The organism is Brevundimonas phoenicis, assembly GCF_047237745.1.
Lineage (GTDB): Bacteria > Pseudomonadota > Alphaproteobacteria > Caulobacterales > Caulobacteraceae > Brevundimonas.
On sequence record NZ_JBDFLN010000001.1, the window covers coordinates 3,035,171 to 3,056,057 of the forward strand.

Annotated in this window: 22 protein-coding genes and 2 tRNA genes; 6 read left to right on the plus strand and 18 right to left on the minus strand. The window is 68.0% G+C overall.

Translation table 11 applies throughout. The features are described 5' to 3' along the window. Positions 1–96: 96 nt before the first annotated feature. On the minus strand, positions 97–1,944 hold the full coding sequence (locus ABC419_RS15265; protein WP_412876905.1) for a peptide MFS transporter: 1,848 nt from the start codon (positions 1,942–1,944) through the stop codon (positions 97–99). A 335-nt stretch (positions 1,945–2,279) separates the two neighbouring features. Between ABC419_RS15265 and ABC419_RS15270 the strand changes: the two genes are divergently transcribed. Beyond that, on the plus strand, positions 2,280–3,446 hold the full coding sequence (locus ABC419_RS15270) for a GNAT family N-acetyltransferase (RefSeq protein WP_412876904.1): 1,167 nt from the start codon (positions 2,280–2,282) through the stop codon (positions 3,444–3,446). Positions 3,447–3,470: 24 nt separating this feature from the next. On the opposite strand, the gene mscL is transcribed toward ABC419_RS15270, so the two are convergent. The 7 genes from mscL to aroA all read right to left on the minus strand — a co-directional run bounded on the left by mscL (position 3,471) and on the right by aroA (position 8,945). Then, positions 3,471–3,878 (minus strand): large-conductance mechanosensitive channel protein MscL, encoded by a 408-nt coding sequence (mscL, locus tag ABC419_RS15275; RefSeq protein WP_412876903.1) that lies wholly within the window; start codon positions 3,876–3,878, stop codon positions 3,471–3,473. Positions 3,879–3,906: 28 nt separating this feature from the next. Further along, a complete protein-coding gene (locus ABC419_RS15280; RefSeq protein ID WP_125901184.1) occupies positions 3,907–4,197 on the minus strand; it encodes an integration host factor subunit beta in 291 nt (96 codons plus the stop codon). A 278-nt stretch (positions 4,198–4,475) separates the two neighbouring features. Next, a complete protein-coding gene (gene rpsA / locus ABC419_RS15285) occupies positions 4,476–6,173 on the minus strand; it encodes a 30S ribosomal protein S1 (RefSeq protein ID WP_125901183.1) in 1,698 nt (565 codons plus the stop codon). Positions 6,174–6,356: 183 nt separating this feature from the next. Beyond that, a complete protein-coding gene (gene cmk / locus ABC419_RS15290) occupies positions 6,357–7,007 on the minus strand; it encodes a (d)CMP kinase (protein WP_412876902.1) in 651 nt (216 codons plus the stop codon). A gap of 39 nt (positions 7,008–7,046) precedes the next feature. Further along, positions 7,047–7,337 carry a hypothetical protein gene (locus ABC419_RS15295; RefSeq protein WP_412876901.1) on the minus strand — a complete coding sequence of 97 codons (291 nt, stop codon included), beginning with the start codon at positions 7,335–7,337 and terminating at the stop codon, positions 7,047–7,049. Next, positions 7,334–7,624, minus strand: a complete 291-nt coding sequence (locus ABC419_RS15300; RefSeq protein WP_412876900.1) for a hypothetical protein — start codon at positions 7,622–7,624, stop codon at positions 7,334–7,336. Before ABC419_RS15300 ends, ABC419_RS15295 begins: the two co-directional genes overlap by 4 nt. Continuing rightward, on the minus strand, positions 7,617–8,945 hold the full coding sequence (aroA, locus tag ABC419_RS15305) for a 3-phosphoshikimate 1-carboxyvinyltransferase (RefSeq protein ID WP_412876899.1): 1,329 nt from the start codon (positions 8,943–8,945) through the stop codon (positions 7,617–7,619). Before aroA ends, ABC419_RS15300 begins: the two co-directional genes overlap by 8 nt. A gap of 133 nt (positions 8,946–9,078) precedes the next feature. Here aroA and ABC419_RS15310 point away from each other — a divergent pair, with 133 nt between their 5' ends. The 3 genes from ABC419_RS15310 to ABC419_RS15320 all read left to right on the plus strand — a co-directional run bounded on the left by ABC419_RS15310 (position 9,079) and on the right by ABC419_RS15320 (position 9,918). Continuing rightward, positions 9,079–9,543: a TIGR02300 family protein gene (locus ABC419_RS15310; RefSeq protein ID WP_125901175.1), complete on the plus strand. Its 465-nt coding sequence runs from the start codon at positions 9,079–9,081 to the stop codon at positions 9,541–9,543. Between the two features lie 131 nt (positions 9,544–9,674). Further along, positions 9,675–9,750, plus strand: a tRNA-Ala gene (locus ABC419_RS15315). A 92-nt stretch (positions 9,751–9,842) separates the two neighbouring features. Then, positions 9,843–9,918, plus strand: a tRNA-Ala gene (locus ABC419_RS15320). Positions 9,919–9,979: 61 nt separating this feature from the next. Here ABC419_RS15320 and ABC419_RS15325 read toward each other — a convergent pair. Together ABC419_RS15325 and trhO are read right to left on the minus strand one after the other, a co-directional pair. Continuing rightward, a complete protein-coding gene (locus ABC419_RS15325) occupies positions 9,980–11,596 on the minus strand; it encodes an acyl-CoA dehydrogenase family protein (RefSeq protein WP_412876898.1) in 1,617 nt (538 codons plus the stop codon). A gap of 269 nt (positions 11,597–11,865) precedes the next feature. After that, positions 11,866–12,795, minus strand: a complete 930-nt coding sequence (trhO, locus tag ABC419_RS15330; protein ID WP_412877999.1) for an oxygen-dependent tRNA uridine(34) hydroxylase TrhO — start codon at positions 12,793–12,795, stop codon at positions 11,866–11,868. Positions 12,796–12,992: 197 nt separating this feature from the next. Between trhO and ABC419_RS15335 the strand changes: the two genes are divergently transcribed. Further along, the gene (locus ABC419_RS15335) at positions 12,993–14,684 is read left to right on the plus strand and encodes an MFS transporter (protein ID WP_412876897.1); all 1,692 of its coding nucleotides are present in this window, start codon (positions 12,993–12,995) and stop codon (positions 14,682–14,684) included. A gap of 153 nt (positions 14,685–14,837) precedes the next feature. Further along, on the plus strand, positions 14,838–16,115 hold the full coding sequence (locus ABC419_RS15340; RefSeq protein WP_412877998.1) for a D-amino acid dehydrogenase: 1,278 nt from the start codon (positions 14,838–14,840) through the stop codon (positions 16,113–16,115). 31 nt (positions 16,116–16,146) lie between these two features. Here the strand turns inward: ABC419_RS15340 and ABC419_RS15345 are convergent, their stop codons facing one another. From ABC419_RS15345 to ABC419_RS15380, 8 genes are read right to left on the minus strand one after another with little or no spacing between them, the layout of a single operon-like run. Beyond that, positions 16,147–16,599 carry a chemotaxis protein CheE gene (locus ABC419_RS15345; protein WP_412876896.1) on the minus strand — a complete coding sequence of 151 codons (453 nt, stop codon included), beginning with the start codon at positions 16,597–16,599 and terminating at the stop codon, positions 16,147–16,149. After that, positions 16,596–17,183, minus strand: coding sequence for a response regulator (locus tag ABC419_RS15350; RefSeq protein WP_292058585.1), 588 nt, complete (start codon positions 17,181–17,183; stop codon positions 16,596–16,598). Before ABC419_RS15350 ends, ABC419_RS15345 begins: the two co-directional genes overlap by 4 nt. 3 nt (positions 17,184–17,186) lie before the next feature. Beyond that, positions 17,187–17,561, minus strand: coding sequence for a DUF8776 family protein (locus ABC419_RS15355; RefSeq protein WP_003166007.1), 375 nt, complete (start codon positions 17,559–17,561; stop codon positions 17,187–17,189). Position 17,562: 1 nt separating this feature from the next. Then, positions 17,563–18,108 carry a chemotaxis protein CheD gene (locus ABC419_RS15360; RefSeq protein ID WP_412876895.1) on the minus strand — a complete coding sequence of 182 codons (546 nt, stop codon included), beginning with the start codon at positions 18,106–18,108 and terminating at the stop codon, positions 17,563–17,565. Next, entirely contained in the window at positions 18,105–18,494 is a 390-nt protein-coding gene (locus ABC419_RS15365; protein ID WP_003166009.1) for a response regulator, read from the minus strand. The genes ABC419_RS15360 and ABC419_RS15365 overlap by 4 nt, the downstream gene beginning before the upstream one ends. Positions 18,495–18,502: 8 nt before the next feature. Then, a complete protein-coding gene (locus ABC419_RS15370) occupies positions 18,503–19,540 on the minus strand; it encodes a protein-glutamate methylesterase/protein-glutamine glutaminase (RefSeq protein WP_412876894.1) in 1,038 nt (345 codons plus the stop codon). Beyond that, on the minus strand, positions 19,537–20,403 hold the full coding sequence (locus ABC419_RS15375; protein ID WP_412876893.1) for a CheR family methyltransferase: 867 nt from the start codon (positions 20,401–20,403) through the stop codon (positions 19,537–19,539). The genes ABC419_RS15370 and ABC419_RS15375 overlap by 4 nt, the downstream gene beginning before the upstream one ends. Next, complete coding sequence (locus ABC419_RS15380; protein WP_200168005.1) at positions 20,400–20,885, minus strand: chemotaxis protein CheW; 486 nt, start codon at positions 20,883–20,885, stop codon at positions 20,400–20,402. Before ABC419_RS15380 ends, ABC419_RS15375 begins: the two co-directional genes overlap by 4 nt. Positions 20,886–20,887 lie beyond the last annotated feature (2 nt).

Consider the following 20,887-nt stretch of genomic DNA (forward strand, 5'->3'; position numbering starts at 1 on the left):
AACTGAAAAGGGCGGCGCCTCCTGCGAGACGCCGCCCTTTCCTTTCGTCGTCCGCCGGTCCGGAGCCTGAGCGCCGGACCGGACGAGAGACGCCTGTTACGCCGCCTTCTCGTGCGACCAGCCCTTGATGAAGAAGCTGAGGACGATGAAGCCGACGCCGATGCCCATGCCCCACAGGCCCAGCATCTCGAACACCTCCAGCGAGGTGCGCAGCGCCGCGCCGGGATCCAGAACCTGGCCGCCGACGGTCTCGGTGCCGGCCAGGCCCGCGATCCAGCCGCCGACGTACTGGGCGATGGACGAGGCCAGGAACCACACCGCCATCATGAAGCTGACCACCTTGGCCAGCGACAGCTTGGTGATCTCCGACAGGCCCACCGGCGACAGGAACAGCTCGCCCAGGGTGTGGAACATGTAGAGCAGACCCAGCAGCAGGATCGGCATCTGGAAGGCCGAATCGGCCATGCCTGCGCCCCACACCACGATCATGAAGCCCAGGCCGACCTGCAGCAGGCCGAGGCCGAACTTCAGCGTCGGGTTCGGATCCAGGTTGCGCTTGCCCAGGAAGGCCCACAGGGCCGCCATGATCGGCGCGAAGATCAGGATGAAGCCCGCGTTGAACGACTGCGTCTGGGCGGCGGTCACCGTGGCGTCGATCCAGAAGCCCGACGGGGTGATGCCCGCGGCCGCGAGTTGCGACGGGGTGCCGATAGTGATCCCCAGGAACTGAACCGCCGTCGGCGTCAGGCTGAGATCGACGTTACGGTCGGCGAACAGGTTCAGCGAAGTGCCGGCCTGTTCGAACAGGGTGAAGAAGACCACCGAGCCGATGATCAGCACCACCGCCAGCATCATGCGCTCGCGCTGGATGCGGTTCTCGCAGACCTTGATGATGATGTAGGCGATGAAGGCCAGCGAAGCGACGGTCGCGGCGCCCAGCACCCAGCCCACCAGGGCGTTGCGCTGGACCATGAACCACACCACGCCGACGCCCAGGATGCTGAGCAGGTAGATCGACCATTCGCGGTTCAGCGGTCCCAGGAAGGGCTTCTTCAGATTACCCTCGACCGGGGGCTCGCCTTTGCCTTGCAGCAGCGGCTTGCCCAGGACGAAGACCACCCAGCCCAGCGCCATGCCGACCCCGGCCAGGCCGAAGCCCGCCCACCAGCCGACCGTCTGGCCCAGATAGCCGCACAACACCGCAGCCCAGAAGGCCCCCAGGTTGATGCCGTAATAGTAGAGGGTGAAGCCCGAATCCCTGCGCGGATCGCCTTCGGGATACAACTGTCCGACAATGGTCGAGATGTTCGGCTTCAGATAGCCCACGCCCATGATGATCAGGGCGATGGCCAGGTAGAAGACGTTGATGCCCGCCATGTCGCGGGTCACGTCGATCTTGTACTCGCCGGTCGGCAGCACGGCCGGGATCGGCGCGTCCTGCGGCAGATCCTTGATCGCCAGGCCGTTCTCGACCGGGGCGAAGGCGTACTTCTGGCCGTTGACCATCAGACCCACGTCGCGCGCGGCGCCGCGGCCCTCGGCCGAGATTTCATAGGCCGCGCCCTGATAGGTCAGGGTTTCGGTGGCGGGACGCCCCTCGAAGGCCATCATGCCGTGACCGGCCACCAGCAGCAGGGCGCCGAACGCCACGGCCTTGCGCGTGCCGATGAAACGGTCGGCCATCATGCCGCCCAGCAGCGGCAGCAGGTACACCAGCGAGGTGTAGGAGCCGTAGGCCGAACCGGCCTGGGCGTCGTCGAACAGGAAGTGCTGGGTCAGGAAGAAGATCAGGATGCCGCGCATCCCGTAGTAGGAGAAGCGCTCCCACATCTCCGCAAAGAACAGGATGATCAGCCCGCGCGGGTGATTTTTCAGGATCTGCATCAGCACGGGCACGCCCGTGACGAAGGTGATGATCAGACCGATCGCGATGACGATATTCATGCCTGGGCCCCCGCACAGATCATGATCGACTTCATCTCATTCATAGCCATCGTCTGGGCTGCGCCCCTTCGAGTGCCGGGCCGGCGCACCGATCGCGCGCCCCCTCCGTCCGTCGTGCTCAACGGCAAGCTCCATCTTCTTGCGCCCCCGACGGGCGCGGAAGCGTGCAGAAACAGCACGGTCACGGATTGCAAACAAGCGTTAAGGACGAAATCCCGCCGTCAGGACGTCGCATATTCGTCAACACTTTCCCGTTTCGAGCGCGGTTATTTCAAAATACACTTTTAACGAGAATTCTTCGTCGTCCCTTTCTCGGACTGCGTGGAGACCTCGTCATGACGCTTCGCCCGATGCGCCCCGCCGACCTGGAAGCGGTCAATCGGCTGCATCGCAGCGTCTGGTGGCCTGCGCGATCACAGGCCGGGTGGGCGTGGTTATGGTCAAATCCGGCGACACGGGCGCTGCACAGCCCCAACGGCTGGGTCATTGACAACGGAGGCGGCGCCGTCGCCTGTGCAGGCAACTTCATCCAGCGCTTCTGGCTGGACGACCACGTGCTGTACGGGGCCACCGGCTATTCCATTATCGTCCCGCCCGATCAGCGCGGCCGCAGCCGCGACCTGATCCACGCCTTCGTCAACCAGCCCGGGTGCTTCGCCCGGTACACGCTGAACGCGAACGCCCGTTCCAGCCCTCTTTACAAGCGTCACGGCATGACGCCCTGGCCGCCGCTAACGCATGACGTCAAGCTGTCCTGGCTGGTGGATCCCCTCGCCTGTCTCTACGGGCGCGGCCTGCGCCATATTGTCGATCAGGCGCCGCTTCTGGCCCGCCTGCTGGGCGAGCAGTTATCGCCCTTGCCGCGCCTGCTCGGCGGGCGACGTCTGCAGAACGCCCAGGCCCGCCTGCCCTCCACGGTCAGCTTGCTCGACGATCTGACAGACGGTTCGGATTACGACCAATTCTGGCAGGCCCTGCGCGGCGAGGGACGGTTGATCGCCGACCGCAGCCCCGCAATCATGCGCTGGCGCCTGTCCGACCCCGACCTGACGGTCCCGCCCTTGGCCTTGGCGTATCGCGAGAAGGGGCGCATCACAGGCTTCGCGCTGGCCATGCTGAACAAGCAGACGCCGCTGGAGCCGCCGATCCTGGAGGTCATCGACCTGGTCGCCCTTCAGACCGATCCCGAAGCCGCTCAATCTCTTCTAGAAGGGCTGCGTATCCTGGCGCCGACCTTGGGCGCGGCCAAGGTGCGACTGCAAGCAACCTCGCCTGAATTGCTCCAGGCGCTCGGGCCGCTCATCGACAAGGCTCACCGAGAGGGCGGCTGGGGCCACTGCCATGTCGCCTTCAACGCAGGGATGCAGGACGCAGGCTGGCGGCCCACCCCCTATGACGGCGACTATTCCTTCTGTTTGCGGCCGCTGCCTGCGCGGGCCAGCGCCGCCCTGCGGCTGGCGTCGGCGCCCGCGCGCCGCTCAGCGGTGGAAGCGAGGGCCTGACACGGCCCTCGCAGCGGCGCTCCCTTAGGGACGCGCCTTCAGCTCGTCGCGGATTTCGGCCAGCAGGGCCTCGGTCGGCGTCGGGCCGGCTTCCGGCTCGGCCGGCTGCTCGCGGCGCATCTTGTTGATGGCCTTGACCGCCAGGAAGACCACGAAGGCCACGATCAGGAACTGGATCAGGGTGTTGATGAAGGCGCCGTACTGGATGGCCACCTTTTCAACCGCCTCGGTCGCCGGGTTCTCCGGCACCAGCACCCATTCCATCTTGGAGAAGTCGACCTTGCCCAGCAGCATGCCGATCGGCGGCATCACCACCTGGTCGACCAGGCTGGTGACGATCTTGCCGAACGAAGCGCCGATGATGACGCCGACCGCCAGGTCGACGACGTTGCCGCGCGCGGCGAATTCCCGAAACTCGGTCAGCAGGCTCATGGGGTCTTCAGTCTTTCGATTATTTTAGTCAGGCGTCGCCGGAAGCGTTGAGACGCTCGCGCAGTTCCTTGCCGCTCTTGAAAAAGGGCACGGCCTTGGCCGGGACTTCGACCGTCTCGCCGGTGCGGGGATTGCGGCCCGTCCGCGCCGGGCGGCTCCGTACAGAGAAGGCGCCGAAACCGCGAAGCTCGACCCGGCCGCCTTCCGACAGGGTCTCTGTCATACAGCCCAGGATCACGTTCACGACCCGCTCCACCTCAGCATGGGTGAGATGCAGGTTCTCAGCCGCCAGTTTCTCAATCAGTTCAGACTTGATCATTCAGGCCCCCGCCTTGGCTTCACCGTCCGGGACGACACCCTAACCGTCTGTCGCCACAGGAAGAAAGAGACAAAACGTATCGTCGTGAAGGTTTCTTGCTTTCGACGCGGACAGGTTTCGCCGCGCAAGCGGCTCGCGGAGAGAGAAAAAGCCGATCAGTGCTGCGATCGATTCCCAGAACGGTTCGGCCCGAGCGGCGTTCACGGATGCGGCGCGCAAAGAAAAAGGGCGGCCGGATCGCTCCGGCCGCCCCCTGGCTTCCCATGGGATGGAAAGACCTATTCCTTCGACGCGTTCTTGAGCGCGGCGCCCAGGATGTCGCCCAGCGAGGCGCCCGAGTCCGACGACCCGAACTGTTCGATGGCTTCCTGTTCGTCCTTCATCTCCAGAGCCTTGATCGAGACCGAGACACGGCGCGTGGCCTTGTCGACGGCGGTGATCATGGCGTCGACGCGGTCGCCCACGGCGAAGCGCTCGGTGCGCTGCTCGTTGCGGTCGCGCGACAGGTCCGACTTGCGGACGAAGGCCGTGACCGGCGCGTCGTCTTCACCGAACTTGACCTCGATGCCGCCGGTCTCGATCGCCGTCACGGTGACGGTGATCTGCTGACCGCGCTTGTAGGTGTCGCCTTCCATCGGGTCGCCGCCGAGCTGCTTGACGCCCAGGGAGACGCGCTCCTTCTCGATGTCGACGTCCAAGACCTTGGCCTTGATCGTCTCACCCTTGCGGTAACGCTGGATGGCTTCTTCGCCCGACACGTTCCAGTCCAGGTCCGACAGGTGGACCATGCCGTCGATGTCGTTGTCCAGGCCGACGAACAGGCCGAACTCGGTGGCGTTCTTGACTTCGCCCTCGACGGTCGAACCGACCGGGTGAGCCTCCAGGAAGGCCTCCCACGGGTTGTTCTGAGCCTGCTTCAGACCCAGCGAGATACGACGCTTGGCGCTGTCGACGTCCAGGACGATGACGTCCACTTCCTGCGAGGTGGAGACGATCTTGCCCGGGTGGACGTTCTTCTTGGTCCAGGACATTTCCGAGACGTGGACCAGGCCTTCAACGCCGGCTTCCAGCTCAACAAAGGCGCCGTAGTCGGTGATGTTGGTGACGCGGCCGGTGTACTTGGCGTTGACCGGGTACTTGGCTTCGACGCCGTCCCACGGATCCGACTGCAGCTGCTTCATGCCGAGCGAGATGCGCTGGGTGTCCGGGTTGATCTTGACGATCTGAACCTTGACGGTGTCGCCGACGGCCAGGACTTGCGACGGGTGCGACACGCGCTTCCACGACATGTCCGTGACGTGCAGCAGGCCGTCGATGCCGCCCAGGTCGACGAACGCGCCGTAGTCGGTGATGTTCTTGACGACGCCTTCGCGGATTTCGCCTTCTTGCAGCTGGCCGACCAGCTCCGTGCGCTGTTCAGCGCGGGCTTCTTCCAGGATGGCGCGACGCGAGACGACGATGTTGCCGCGCGGACGGTCCATCTTCAGGATGGCGAAGGGTTGTTCCTTGCCCATCAGCGGGCCGACGTCGCGCACCGGGCGGATGTCGACTTGCGAGCCGGGCAGGAAGGCCGAGGCGCCGCCCAGATCAACGGTGAAGCCGCCCTTGACGCGGCCGACGATGGCGCCGTTGACCGGGTGGCCTTCGGCGAACACGGCTTCCAGACGGGTCCAGGCTTCTTCGCGGCGAGCCTTGTCGCGGCTGATGACGGCTTCGCCCAGGGCGTTCTCGACGCGCTCCAGGTAGACTTCGACGTTGTCGCCGACCTTGGGCAGGACGGCGCCTTCGCCCTGGCCGAACTCGCGCATGGCGATGCGGCCTTCGGTCTTCAGACCGACGTCGATGATGACGATGTCTTTTTCAATGCCGACGACGCGGCCGTGAACGACCTGGCCTTCGCCGAGGTCGCGGCCTTGCAGCTGTTCGTCGAGCAGGGCGGCGAAATCGTCGCGGGTGGGGTTGAGGGTTTCAGTCATGGAAACTCTTGGGGTTGATGAAAAGGGAACGCGCACGGCCGAACGGACGCGCACGAAAGGGGTGAAGAAGGGGAAGTCAGGTCGTCACGAGACGAGGCCAAGCGCGCGGGAGAGCGCACGTACGGAAAGCCAGAACGCCCGCGGCCGTCGAGGAGATCGGAGCGTTGGATTCGCCCGGCGGGATCAGATCCCGGCCCTGGCTCGCGCCGCCTCGACGATACGGCGGGCCGCATCGAAGGCGGCCTCTATACCCAGATCGGTCGTATCCAGCAAGACGGCGTCGTCGGCCTGGACCATCGGGGCGTCGTCGCGGCCGGCGTCGCGGGCGTCGCGGCGGCGGATATCCTCCAGCATGTCCTCGAAGGCGATGACCTCGCCGCGCGCGGTCAGCTGCTTCCAGCGGCGCTCGGCGCGCACTTCGGGGCTGGCGGCGATATAGAGCTTGGCCGGAGCGTCCGGCGCGATCACCGTGCCTATGTCGCGGCCGTCCAGCACCGCCCCGCCAGGTTGGGCGGCGAAGTCCTGCTGCAGCTTCAGCAGAGCCGCCCGCACCCCCGGATGGCTGGCGACGCGGCTGGCCGCCTCGCCCGCGCCGCGATCGGTCAGTCGGGGGTCATCGCTCAGGCTCGCCAGGTCGAGCGCCCGCGCAGCCTGCGCCGCCGCCTCGGCGTCGCCCAGATCGCCGCCCGCATCCAGCACCGCCAGACCCACGGCGCGATACAGCAGGCCGGTGTCCAGGTACGGCAGGCCGTAATGGGCGGCCAGGCGCGCGGCGATGGTGCCCTTGCCCGATGCGGCGGGGCCGTCGACGGCGATGACCAGGTTCTTGTTCAAATCAGAGTTCCTTCAAAGCGCTGCCGCGCCCTGTGCTTCTCACGGCTTCGGCTTCAGGACGCAAGCGACCCAGAAGCATCCGAGGCCGAAAACCAGCAGAACCGCGCTGGACGCCAGCATGGTTCCTATGCGCCGCCGGAACAGATGGGTCGCGACCGCTTCCGACAGGTCCAGGGAGGCGTGGCCGTCCATACGGCCATCGGCGAGGTCCAGCATGCCTTCGCCGAAGAAACCGACCGCGAACAACAGGAAGGCCGCGGCCAGAACCAACAGACTAACGCCGAGCGCCTTGAACACCACATAGGGCGGGAGAGAAGGCCGCGCCGTCATCGCCCCACGCCCCGCTTCCGCACGTCCTGAAAGGCCAGCGCCAGGCAGAAGACGGCGAATCCGACGCCCGCCAGAACAGCGACCCCGTAGAAACCGTTCAGCGCCCAGAAGACCAGCGGCCTGTCGCTGAGCGCCACGTCCGGCCCCTTGCCGTGACGCAGCAGCCCGGTTTCAAGCGCACGCCACACCTCGGACCCGCCCTTATAGCTGCACCAGGCGACGAAGGCGGCGGCGAGGACGAATTGCAGCCAGGACCAGAGCCCGGACGTCTTGCGGCTCTCAGCCACCCTGGCCGATCTCCGCCCCCAGCCCGTTCATCATCTCGACAAAGCCGGGGAAGCTGGTGGCGATCATCTCGGGATCGCGGACCGAGACGGGCTGTTCCGCCGCCAGGCCCAGCACCAGATGGCTCATGGCGATGCGATGGTCGTGGGCGGTATCGACGGTCGCGCCGCCCTTCACCGCGCTGGGCGCGCCGGTGACGATGAAGCCTTCCGGCTCCTCCTCAACCTGAACGCCGCAGGCCGACAGACCTGCGACCATCAGGGCGATGCGGTCGCTTTCCTTGACGCGCATCTCGCCGATGCCGCGCATGACGGTCGCACCGTCCGCAAAGGCGGCGGTCACGGCCAGGATCGGGTATTCGTCGATCATGGAGGCCGCGCGCTCCTCCGGGACCACGATCCCCTTCAGCGCCGAATGGCGGGCGGTGATGTCGCCGACCTCTTCGCCGCCGGCCATGCGGCGATTGGCGATGGTCAGGTCCGCGCCCATGTCCATCCAGGTCTGGAACAGGCCGGTGCGAAGCGGGTTCAGCATCACCCCCTCGACCGTCACCTTCGAGCCCGGAACCACCAGGGCCGCCGCCAGGGGGAAGGCCGCCGAGGACGGATCGCCCGGCACGGCGACATGGGTTCCCTTCAGCGTCTGGCCGCCTGGCAGGCGGATGCGCCAGCCGGCGCCCTCTTCCGTCACCTCGACCTCGGCGCCGAAGGCGCGCAGCATCCGCTCGGTGTGGTCGCGGCTCTTCTCCGGCTCGACCACGACGGTTTCGCCCGCCGCGTTCAGCCCGGCCAGAAGGATGGCCGACTTGATCTGGGCCGAGGCGACGCTCTGCACGAAGGTCACGCCCTTCAGCCCGCCCCCGTGCAGCATCAGCGGCACCCGGTCCTCGGCCGCGTTCCAGTCGAAGCGCGCGCCCATGTCGGCCAGCGGCCCGGTGACGCGCTTCATCGGCCGCTTGCGCAGCGAAGAGTCGCCGTCGAAGGTCGCCGTCAGATCATAGCCCGCGACCGCGCCCATCAGCAGGCGCACCCCGGTCCCGGCGTTGCCGCAGTCGATGACCGCCTCGGGCGAACGCAACGGCCCGCGCCCCTCGACCCGCCAGCGCCCCTCGCCGATCCGCTCGACCGAGGCGCCCAGCGCCTGCATGGCGCGGCCGGTGGCCAGGATGTCGTCGCCTTCCAGCAGGCCCTCAATTTCCGTGACGCCCTCGGCCATGCCGCCGAAGATCAGAGCCCGGTGCGACATCGACTTGTCGCCCGGCGCGCGGACCACGCCCTTGAGGTCGAAAACGCCGGACGCGGTGAAGGTCTGGGGAGTGCTCACCCTGATGCAGGCTCCGAATGTCAGGAAAGCCGCGCAGGCGCGGAAAAGAAGGCTTTTGACAGCGGCCCCCGCCGGTGGCAAGGGAGCCGCCCGTTTTCCAATTTTCCCTTAAACCCGCCGAAGGTCTAATCACGTGGCCAATCCCGAACTGGGCCAAAAGCAGGTCTGCCCGAACTGCCAGGCCAAATTCTACGATCTGAACCGTCGCCCGGCGCACTGCCCCAAGTGCGACACCGAGTTCGATCCGATGGAAGAAGCCGTCCGCAGCCGCCGCGTGCGCCGCGGCGCCGGCTACGCCGCTGACGAAGAAGAGTCCGAAGATCAAGTCGCCGACAAGTCGGTCGACGGCGACGAGGACGAAGAGGACGCCGAAGGCTCCACCCCCGAAATCGATCAGGAAGGCCACGAGCCGATCCTGACCCCGGACGACGACGACGGCGAGCCGGGCGGCGACGACGCCGGCATGGGTTCGTCCGACGGCGACGATGACGACGACGTCCTGGACGACGACGATGACGATTCCGTGCCCTTCATCGAGGACGAAGACGACGACGATCTCGACGAAGAGCTGGCCAAGCCGTCGCGCGACGACGACTAAGCGGCAAAGGTCGGAAAAATAAGCGGAAAAAAATCTGTCAGACCCGCTTGATCTTCAAAACGGCCTGACCTAGTTTCCGCGCCTCGCCGGGGGGCGACATTCTCTCCCCGGCGAGACCGACCGAAAGGTTCGGGGCTTTAGCTCAGTTGGTAGAGCGCTTGCATGGCATGCAAGAGGTCAGCGGTTCGACTCCGCTAAGCTCCACCATCGAAGGCCTCGCGGAACGCCCGCGGGGCCTTCGTCCTTTCCAGACGCCTCAGTCTGATCCGGTCGACGACATAACCCAGCCGATATGGCCTGGGGCTTTAGCTCAGTTGGTAGAGCGCTTGCATGGCATGCAAGAGGTCAGCGGTTCGACTCCGCTAAGCTCCACCACCGAAGGCCTCGCGGAGCCCCCGCGAGGCCTTCGTCCTTTCCGGCTCCTCTTTCCCGACATTCAGGCGGGCATCGCCCGCTCCAGCACCGCCCGCTGATCCACCTGCGCCTCATAGGCCCCATAGGCCATGCCGCGTGGGCGCAGACGAAGGGCGATGAAGGCCTCGGCCGAGGGACTGTCCATCTCCAGCAGGGCCGCCGCCTGGGCCGCCAGCGCCAGCCGCTCGACCGCCAATCGCGCGCCCGCCTCGTTCGTCGCCACGTCCAGCCCGGCGATAAAGCGGTCATAGTCGGCGGACTTCCCCGCCTGCGACGCCAGCCAGTCGCGCAGGGCCTCCACGCCTTCCGGCTCGCGTCCCGCCGCGCGCAGCACGTCCAGGGCGATGACGTTGCCCGAACCTTCCCAGATGGCGTTCAGCGGCGACTGGCGGAACAGGCGCGGCATCGGCCCGGTCTCGACATATCCGGCGCCGCCCAGAGCCTCCATCGCCTCATAGATCATGTTCGGCGCACGCTTGCAGACCCAGTATTTGGCGACCGGCGTCAGCAGACGTCCCACGGCGTCATCGGCATCGAACGTCGCCGCCAGCCGCATCGCCAGGGCCGTCGCCGCCTCGCTCTCCACCGCCAGATCGGTCAGGACGGCGGCCATCATCGGCTGGTCGATCAGCCGCTTCTGAAAGACGGTGCGGTGGGCGGCGTGCCACACGGCCTGCGCCAGCGCCCCGCGCATCTGCAGCGCCGAGCCGACCACGCAGTCCAGCCGCGTGTGCTGGACCATGCGTATGATGGTCGCCACGCCCCGCCCCTCTTCGCCCAGCCTCTTAGCCAGCGCGCCGTGATACTCGACCTCGGACGAGGCGTTGGAGCGGTCGCCCATCTTGTCCTTCAGCCGCATGACGCGGAAGCCCGCATTGCGCGTCCCGTCCGGCAGCCAGCGCGGCAGGATGAAGCAGGTCAGCCCGCCCGGCGCATAGGCCAGCGTCAGGAAGGCGTCGCACATCGGCGCCGAACAGAACCATTTGTGCCCGGTCAGACTGTACCAGCCGTCCTCGCCGACCGGCTCGGCGCGGGTGGTGTTGGCGCGCACGTCCGAGCCGCCCTGCTTCTCAGTCATAGCCATGCCCAGCGTCACGCCCGCCTTCTCGCTCGCCGGACGCACCGCCGGGTCATAGCGGCCGGACAGCACGCCCCCGATCCACGGCTCGCCCGCCGCCGGATCGGCCTGCAGCGCCGCCACCGAGGCGTAGGTCATGGTCATGGGACAACTGGTTCCCGAATCCGCCTGCCCCGTCAGGAACAGGATGGCCGCGTGCTGCAGATGCCCGTTCGGCGTCCCGTCCCAGGCGCCGGCGGCGAGGCCCGCGCCCAGCCCCAGATCCATCAGCTGATGATAGGCCGGATGAAACGTCACCTCGTCGATGCGGCGGCCGTAGCGGTCGTGCGTATCCAGCACCGGCGGCACGCGATTGGCCTGCACGCCCCAGTCGATCACCTCGGCTGAGCCACAGCGGCGGCCCAGATCGCTCAGCCGCTCGACATGCCCGGCCCCGCCCCAATGGCGCACGGCGTCGTGCAGCGCCCTGTCGCCGGTGAACAGGTCGACGCCCTCCAGCGGCGGAACCTGATTGGACACCTCATGGGTGTCCAGGCGCTCGACGGGACGAAAGGCGGACATGGGCGGGCCTCCTGACTGAAGCGAGGCCGGGAGGATGGCATGGGCGGGCGCCGCCCGCGACCCTCTGAGACTGGTCCGTCGCCACATACGCCCCGTCCACCGCCACACATGCCGTCATCCTCGGGCTTGACCCGAGGATCCAGTCCCGCGCCGGTCGGCCGATGCTGGATCGCCCCCTGCGCGCCACGATACGACGACAGCTTGCGGCAAGGCTGGATCCTCGGGTCAAGCCCGAGGATGACGGCGGAGGAGAGAGGGAGGAGCGCCTCCTAACCCTTCTGCGTCGCTCCCACGTGCGCCACGCCGCGGGCGCGGGCGATCTCCATCTGCTTCTGCCGTTCGGCGTAGCCTTCGCGCTGGACCGCGTCGCGGCTGCCCCAGCAGCGGTCGCAGGACACGCCCTCGACATAGCGCGCAGAGCGACGCCCCTCGGAGCTGACCGGCATGCGGCAGGCCCGGCACAGGCTGTGGTCGCCCTCGACCAGGCCGTGCCCCACGGCCACTCGCTCGTCGAAGACGAAGCACTCGCCGCGCCACAGGCTTTCCGGCTCGGGCACCGTCTCCAGATACTTCAGGATGCCGCCTTCCAGGTGATGCACGTCGCGCACCCCCTCGGCCTTCAGGAAGGCGGTGGCCTTTTCACAGCGAATGCCGCCGGTGCAGTACATCGCCACCTTGGGCGGCGTCGGCCGATCCAGCAGGGCGCGGCCCTCGGTGCGGAACCAGTCGGCGAACTCGCGGAAGGTGCGGGTGTTGGGTTGGACGGAGCCCGCAAAGGCGCCGATCTCGCCCTCATAGTCGTTGCGGGTGTCGATGACGACCGTGTCCGGGTCGGCGATCAGGGCGTTCCAGTCCTGGGCCGAGACATAGGTTCCCACGCCCTCGACCGGGTCGATGTCGGGTTGGCCCATGGTGACGATCTCGGCCTTCACCCGCACCTTCATGCGGTGGAAGGGCATGGCCTGCGCCGTCGAATACTTCAGCTCCAGCCGCTCGAACCCCGGCAGGGCGCGCACGCCGTCGATCACGCGGGCGACGTCGGCTTCGGGGCCGGCGATGGTGCCGTTGATCCCCTCATGCGCCACCAGAAGCGTGCCGCGCACCTCGGCCCCGCACAGGTCCAGCAGGTGCAGACGCAGCGCCGCCGGGTCGGCCACGGGCGCGAAACGATACAGGGCGGCGACGGTGAAGGGGGCCAAGGGCGACATCGGGGGAACGGCTGGGACGGTCACGGCCTTCCTATAGCGTCCCGCCGCCGCCCTCGCGACGCCAATAATCCGGAACCCAGAGTGACCGCTTCGCGTCTTGCTTCCCCCGTCGAAGCCGTGTGCATTGACCGCATGGTCGTCGTCGGTTCCCGCCTGCTCCGTATCGTCCATGCGAGGGGGCGCCCCGCATGAGTTCGACCGCCGACGCCTCTCCTTCCAATCCGCCGTCCGCCCCGCCGGAGCGCCCCTCGGCCCTGGCGCCGCTGCGGCATCCGATCTTCCGGGCGGTGTGGATCACCAGCCTGGTCACCAATTTCGGCGGCCTGATCCAGTCGGTCGGCGCGGCGTGGATGATGACCTCCATCGCCTCGGCGCAGATGGTCGCCCTGGTGCAGGCCTCCGTCACCCTACCGATCATGCTGCTGTCGCTGGCGGCGGGCGCGCTGGCCGACACGGTGGACCGGCGCAAGATCATGCTGGCGGCCCAGACCTTCATGCTGCTGGTCTCGGCCGGTCTGGCGGTCATGACGTGGATGGGGTGGATCACGCCCTGGGTGCTGTTGACCTTCACCTTCCTGATCGGCTGCGGCACGGCCTTCAACGGCCCGGCGTGGCAGGCGTCGGTCGGCGACATGGTCCCGCGTGAGGATCTGGCCGGGGCCGTGACCCTGAACTCCATGGGCTTCAACATGGCCCGCAGCGTCGGTCCGGCGCTGGGCGGGCTGATCGTGGCGGCGGCGGGCGCGGCGGCGGCCTTCGCCGTCAACGCCGTCAGCTATCTGGGCCTGCTGGTCGTGCTGTTCCGCTGGAAACCCGAGCGGCCCAAGCAGACCCTGCCGCGCGAAGGCCTGCTGGCGGCCATGGCGGGCGGGGTGCGTTACGCCTTCCTGTCGCCGCGCGTGACGGCCGTGCTGCTGCGCGCCGTGGTGTTCGGCGTCGGCGCCAGCGCGGTCCAGGCCCTGATGCCCGTCGTCGCGCGCGAAGGCGGCGGCGGCCCCCTGGCGTTCGGTCTGCTGCTGGGATCGTTCGGCATCGGCGCGGTCGGCGGGGCGCTGTTCGTCGGGCGTCTGCGCGCGAAATACGAGACCGAGACCATCGTCCGCGTCGCCGCCCTGGCCTTCGCGGCGGCGGCCCTGGGTCTGGCCTACATCCCCTGGCTGGCCGTCACCCTGCCGGCCCTGATGTTGGCGGGGGCGGGCTGGGTGCTGGTGCTGTCCAGCTTCAACGTCACGGTGCAGATGTCGGTGCCGCGCTGGGTCGTGGCGCGGGCGCTGGCGCTGTATCAGATGGCGGCCTTCGGCGGCATGGCGGGCGGCAGCTGGCTGTGGGGCGGCCTGGCCCAGACCCATGGCGTCGACGTCGCCTTGGGGGTCTCGGCGGGGGTGCTGTTTTTGTGCGTGCTGATCGGCCTGAAAGTGCCCCTGCCCTCGACCGCCAACCTCAACATGGACCTGCTGCGCCGCTGGACCGAGCCGCAGACCGCCCTGGCCATCGAGCCGCGTAGCGGGCCGGTCATCGTCTCCATCGCCTATCGTATCCTCGAGGAGGACATCGACGCCTTCCTGGCCCTGATGGACGAACGACGCCGCATCCGCCGCCGCGACGGCGCGCGACAATGGCGCCTGATGCGCGACTTGGCTGAACCGCAGATCTGGGTCGAGAAATACCAGACGCCGACCTGGCTGGACTACATCCGCCACAACCAGCGGATCACCCACGCCGACGCCGCCGTCAACGAAGGCATCCGCGCCCTGCATCAGGGGCCGGACCGGCCGGTCGTCCACCGCCTGATCGAGCGGACCACCGCCCCCCTGGCCGCCAATCTGCACGGCGACCGCCACTACGGCGAGCCGCTGACCGACCCGACCCGGTCGTCGTAGAGCCAGCTTGTCGCGCATGCCTGATATAGCGAGCAAATAATCAACCGTGATCGGCTGAACACAGGCAGTCCTTATCAACCCTGTCGATATTGCGGCGCACACAAACTGCGACTTGCGCGACGGGCGCAAAATCTGGTCTAGGGGGCCACGCGTCTGGTTCGCGTAAGGTCAAGACCCATGAAGATCGCAATCCTCGGCGCCGGTGTCATCGGCGTGACCACCGCCCACTACCTGGCCCGCCAGGGGCACGAGGTCACCGTCATCGACCGCCAGAGCGGTCCGGCGCTGGAGACCAGCTTCGCCAATGCGGGCGAGATCTCGCCCGGCTATTCCTCGCCCTGGGCCGCGCCGGGCATTCCCGCCAAGGCGGTGAAGTGGCTGTTCATGCGCCACGCCCCGCTGATCCTGCACCCCCAGATCAACGCCCCGACCGTGCGCTGGCTGCTGGCTCTGCTGCGCAACTGCACCTCCAGCCGCTATGCCCTGAACAAGGCGCGCATGGTGCGCCTGGCCGAGTACAGCCAGGTGGTGCAGACCGCGCTGAACGAAGAACTGGGCCTGGAATACGACCACCGCACCCAGGGCACGCTGCAACTGTTCCGCACGCAAAAGCAGTTGGACGGCATCTACAAGGACACCGAGGTTCTGCGCGAAGGCGGCGTCCCGTTCGAGGTGCTGGACCAGGACGGCTGCATCCGCGCCGAGCCGGGGCTGAAGGCCACGCGCGACCTGTTCGTCGGCGGCCTGCGCCTGCCGCGCGACGAGACCGGCGACTGCTTCAAATTCACCAACGCCCTGGCCGACCATGCGACGGCGCAGGGCGTGACCTTCCAGTACGGCACGACCATCCAGGGCCTGATCGCCGAGGGCGGCCGCATCACCGGCGTCAAGACCGACAAGGGCGTGGTCACGGCCGACGCCTATGTGCTGGCGCTGGGCTCCTACTCGCCGCAGATGGTCAAGCCGCTGGGCATGACCCTGCCGGTCTATCCGGTGAAGGGCTATTCGATCACGGCCCCGATCATCGACGAGCCCGCCGCCCCCGTCTCGACCATCATGGACGAGAGCTACAAGGTGGCGATCACCCGCCTGGGCGACCGCATCCGCGTCGGCGGCATGGCCGAGATCTCGGGCTACAACAACGTCCTGCCGGAACAGCGCCGCAACACGCTGGAGCATTCGGTCGGCTCGCTGTTCCCCGGCGCGGGCGACCTGAAGGCGGCCAGCTACTGGTCCGGCCTGCGCCCGATGACGCCCGACGGCACCCCGGTCATCGGCAAGACCAAGCTGGACAATCTGTTCCTGAACACGGGCCACGGCACCTTGGGCTGGACCATGGCCTGCGGCTCGGCCCGCGTCATCGCCGACCTGATCAGCGGCCAGACCCCGGACATCGAAACCGCCGACCTGGGCATCGCGCGCTACGGCTGATCCGACCCTTCTCCCCTTGAGGGAGAAGGAATTAGGCGCGCGTCTTCACCGCTACGGCCTTCAGTCCGGCCAGCAGATGATCCGTGGCCGCATTGCGCTCGCAACCGGCCTTGAGGATCAGCCGCAGAGGCTGAACATGAACTTGAACCGGCGGCCAGTCCCAGGCGTCGGCCGTCGCCATGCGGTCCGACACGTCGGCCAGGCTGTAGGCTGCGTCGAACAGCGGGCCGGTGTCGAAGAAACCCGCCACGTCCAGAATGCGCGACGCCAGCCGATAGACCTCGGCGGCCGACGCCTCAGACCGCGCGGCGCACAGCCCCTCCAGCCCCGCGACGGCGGCTTCGATCTCGGCCATGACCTCGGCCTTGTGGCGGCCCAGGCGCTCATTGGCGCGGCGTTCGACATCCGCCAGCGTCCGCCCGCCCGGCTGGGCCATCTGCTGCGCCAGGGACGTCCTGACCTTCTGTGTCCGGACCTCGCTCACAGCGACACCCTCTGCGGCTTCAACAGCATGTCGATATCGGCCTGATCCATGTTTTCCTCAACCGCGTGGCCGACGTGGGCCGACAGGTCGCCCTTGCGTCGCCCCGTCATGCCGACCGGCGGCCCGAAGTTGCGCACCCGGCGATCAGGGCCGACGTAGGTCTCGCACTCGACGAACTCGCGCTCGTCGCCCGCCAGCCACAGGATGCGCTTCAGCAGCACCGCAGGCGTCAGGGGCTTGGCGACAACGAAGCTGACGCCGCAGTCGCGCCCTTCCTGAACCTTGGCCTGCGAGGCGTGGCCCGTCACCAGGATGACAGGGGTGTAGCGCAGGGGTGCGGGCGTCTCGCGCCGCAGCCAGCGGGTGAAGGCGTAGCCGTCCATCTCCGGGTCGCCGCAGTCGATGACGATCAGATCGACCGGGCGCTGTTGCAGGATCTTCACCGCCTCGACGGCCGAGGGGCATTTGATCTGCTCCTTGACGCCGAAGCCCTGGAAGATCGAGCCCAGCATGTCGAGCGCCTGCGGCGCGTCGTCCACCAGCAGGACCGTCGATTGCTCCAGATTGATGCGGTCCTCGGCCATGGGTCAGAACAGGTGCAGCACGCCCGCCGTCGCGACGGGCTCGGTGTCGTCCGCGTCTGCGATCGGGGCGGCGCCGGGCCGGGCGCGGTGCGCCGTCTCCTGCATCCGCTCGGCCATCTCGGCCAGGGGCAGGGCGGCCAGGGCGGTGTCCATCGGCTGATCGTCGGCCACGGCCTGGGCCAGGCCCGACAGGGCCTCGATGCGCTGCGACAGGACGTCGAAGCTCTGGCTGCGCGTCAGATAGCCCAGCCGCGCCTCGGCGGGCAGTTGGCGCAGGACTTCGGACACCAGGCCGCCCGCCGCCTCGATCTCAGCGCGGATATCCGCCAGCTCCGCAGCCATGGCGGCCAACAGATCGCGGTTGTCGTTCTCGCCCATGTCAGAAGAGCTCCAGATCGCCGGTCGCGACGGACGGCGGCGGCGGCGTCGCGGGCGGCAGGATCGCGCCGTCCGTCACCACGCGCTGACGCGCCCGACCGCTGACCGGCCAATAGTGAATGCGGCGCCCGCCCGCGCCTCTCAGACTACGGCTGACTACGGGGATGCCCTCGTCGGCCAGGAATTTCTCGGCGAAGTCAGCGTTGGCGGCGCCCACGTCGCTGAGGCTGTCGAACATGCGGCCGCCGCCGAACAGCTTGGCCTCCAGCCGGTCGCGTCGCCCGCCCGCCTTCAGCACGTCGTTGATCAGCACTTCCATCAGATAGGCGCCGTAGCGGCGGCTGGCGTCCGTTCCCGACCCCGAACCTTCGGGCAGCAGGAAGTGGTTCATGCCCCCCACCCCGGCCGCCGGATCGCGCAGGCACAAGGCCACGCAGCTGCCCAGGACGGTCGTCAGCACGACATCGGGATCGGACGACACATGATGATCGCCCTGCCCCACGTGCAGACGCCGCTCGACCGGCTGCTGAGCGGCCCCGCCGCTCACGTCAGCGTGCCGAAGACCGCTTCCAGCTTCTCTTTCAGCTGGGCGGTGGTGAAGGGTTTGACCAGGTAGTTGTTCACGCCGAACTGCACGGCGCGCTGGACCAGCTCGCGGTCGGCCCGGCCGGTCAGCATGATGAAGGCCGTCTTGGAGATCGGCGGGTGCGCCCGGATGGCCCGCAGCAGGCTGAGCCCGTCCAGGTTCGGCATGTTGAAGTCCGAGATCACCAGATGCACCGGCTGGACCAGCAGGGAGCGCAGGGCCGCCTCGCCGTCGGGCGCCTCCTCGATGTCGCGCACCCCGATCTGTTGCAGACTGGCGCGGACTAAGGAGCGCATCGTCAGCTGATCGTCGACGACAAGGGTGCGGATAGCGGAAGCGGCGGGCATGAACGTCCTTACGCAACAGACTGGGGCGCGCCCGAACGGGCGGCGCAGGATTCGAGAATGGCCGAAGCCATGCGGGACAACGGCAGCTGACGCTCGACGGCGCCCAGCTCAAAGGCGGCGCGGGGCATGCCGTAGACGACGCAGGACGCCTCGTCCTGGCCCAGGGTGCGGGCGCCGGCCTGGCGCATGGCCAGCAGACCCTTGGCCCCGTCCTTGCCCATGCCGGTCAGGATGACGCCTGTCATCGGCCGCCCCAGTTGGGCGACCGAGCCGAACAGCACGTCGACCGAGGGGCGGTGGCCGTTGACCGGATCGGCGGCGACCAGGCGGCAACGCCCGCCCGACACGGCCAGATGGGTCTCGCCGCCCGGCGCGATGTAGACATGGCCCGGCTTCAGCGGCGCGCCGTCCTCGGCCTCGCTGACCGTGGCGGCCGAGACCTTGTTCAGGCGGGCGGCGAAGCTCCTGGTGAAGCTGGCGGGCATATGTTGGGTGATGACCGTCGCCGGGCAGTCCGCCGGGAAGGCTGACAGAATGGTCAGCAGGGCCTCGACCCCGCCGGTGGACGAGCCGATCGCCAGCACATGATTGGGGTCGGCGTGATAGACGCCCTCGTGCCCCCGGACCGCGCGATCCTCCAGCGGGCGAACACGAGACCGCGCGGCGACCTTCACCTTCTCGGCCAGGTCGGCGAAGGCCTCGGCGGCGGGCACACCCGGCGCGGGCTTGGCCACGGCGTCGACCGCCCCGACCTCCAGCGCGGCCAGGGTCACGTCCGTCCCCGCCTGGGTCAGGGTCGAGACCATGACCACCGGCATGGGCCGCAGCCGCATGATCTTCTCCAGAAACTCCAGCCCGTTCATATTGGGCATCTCGACGTCCAGGGTGATGACGTCGGGGTTCAACTCCTTGATCTTGGCGCGCGCCTCCAGCGGATCGGCGGCCGTGCCGACCACGTTGATCTCCGGATCGCGGCGCAGGACGGCGCTGATCAGGCTGCGCATGGTGGCGCTGTCGTCCACCACCAGGACCGAGACCGCGCTCATGCCCCCGCTCCCTTGACGTAGGTGGTCAGTCCGGCCGGTTGCAGCTGTTGCGCCGCCGGGCCCGTCACCCGTTCCGAGTGGCCGATGTAGAGGACGCCGCCGGGGTTCAGGATCGGCGTGAACCGGCCCCAGACGCGTTCCTGGGTCGCGTCGTCGAAATAGATGACCACGTTGCGGCAGAAGATGACGTCGAAGCGGCCGCGCATCGGCCAGTCGCCGATCAGGTTCAGCTCCTTGAACGCCACCAGACGGCGCAGCGTCGCATCGGCGCTGAACCGGCCCGGCGCGCCCGCGACCGGCGCGAAATGCTTGCGCGACGCGGCCGGGACCGGGGCCAGAAGATCGTCGGAATAGACCCCCGCCGCGCCCTCGGCGACCATGTTGGGGTCGATGTCCGTCGCCAAGATGCGCACGTCCAGTTCCGCCGCTTCCGGCAGAACGTCCAGCACCGTCATCGCCATGGAATAGGGCTCCTGCCCGTTCGAGCAGGCGGCCGACCACAGGCGCACGCGCCCGCCCGCCCGCGCCTTGGCCGCCAGTTCCGGCATCACCTTGTCGCGCAGGTGATCGAAGTGGTGCGGCTCGCGGTAAAAGCGGGTAACGTTGGTGGTCAGGGCCGCCATCATCGCCTGGCGTTCGTCCACGCCCTCCACGCCGTCGATCAGGGCGCAGTAGTCGCGGAAGCTGCGCAGTCCCAGCACGCGCAGCCGCTTGGCCAGGCGCGAATAGACCAGCGCCGCCTTGCCTTCGCTGAGGGCGATCCCTGCGTGAGCGTGCAGGGTCTGGGCGATGTGGCGGAAATCCTCGGCCGTGAAGACGAACTCGCCTTCAACCAGGGCTTCCCGCCCGGCGAGGGTCGTCATGCCGCTGCAGCCTCGCTTTCCGGCAGGACGTGGTCCAGGTCGATCAGGCTGATCATGCGGCCGCCCTCGACGGCGAAGATGCCCTTCACGAAGGACTTCACCTGGTCGCTGGCTACGTCCGGCGTCGGCTGGATGGCCGCATCGGACAGCTGCACGATGTCCGACACCGCATCGACCAGCAGGCCGACCAGGCGCGAGCCGACATGGGCCACCATGATGACGTGCCGCTCGGTCGGCTCGTTCGTGGCCAGGCCGAAACGCGCGCCCAGGTCGATGATCGGCAGGACCACGCCGCGCAGGTTGATGACGCCCTTCATATAGGCGGGCGAGCGCGGCAGGGGCGTGGCGGGGGTCCAGCCGCGGATCTCGCGCACGCTCATGATGTCGACGCAGAATTCCTGCTCGCCGATGCGGAAGGCGATCAGCTCGCGGTCGGTCCCGGCGACATTGGGGGTCAGGGTCTGTTGTTCAGTCGGGGTCATGG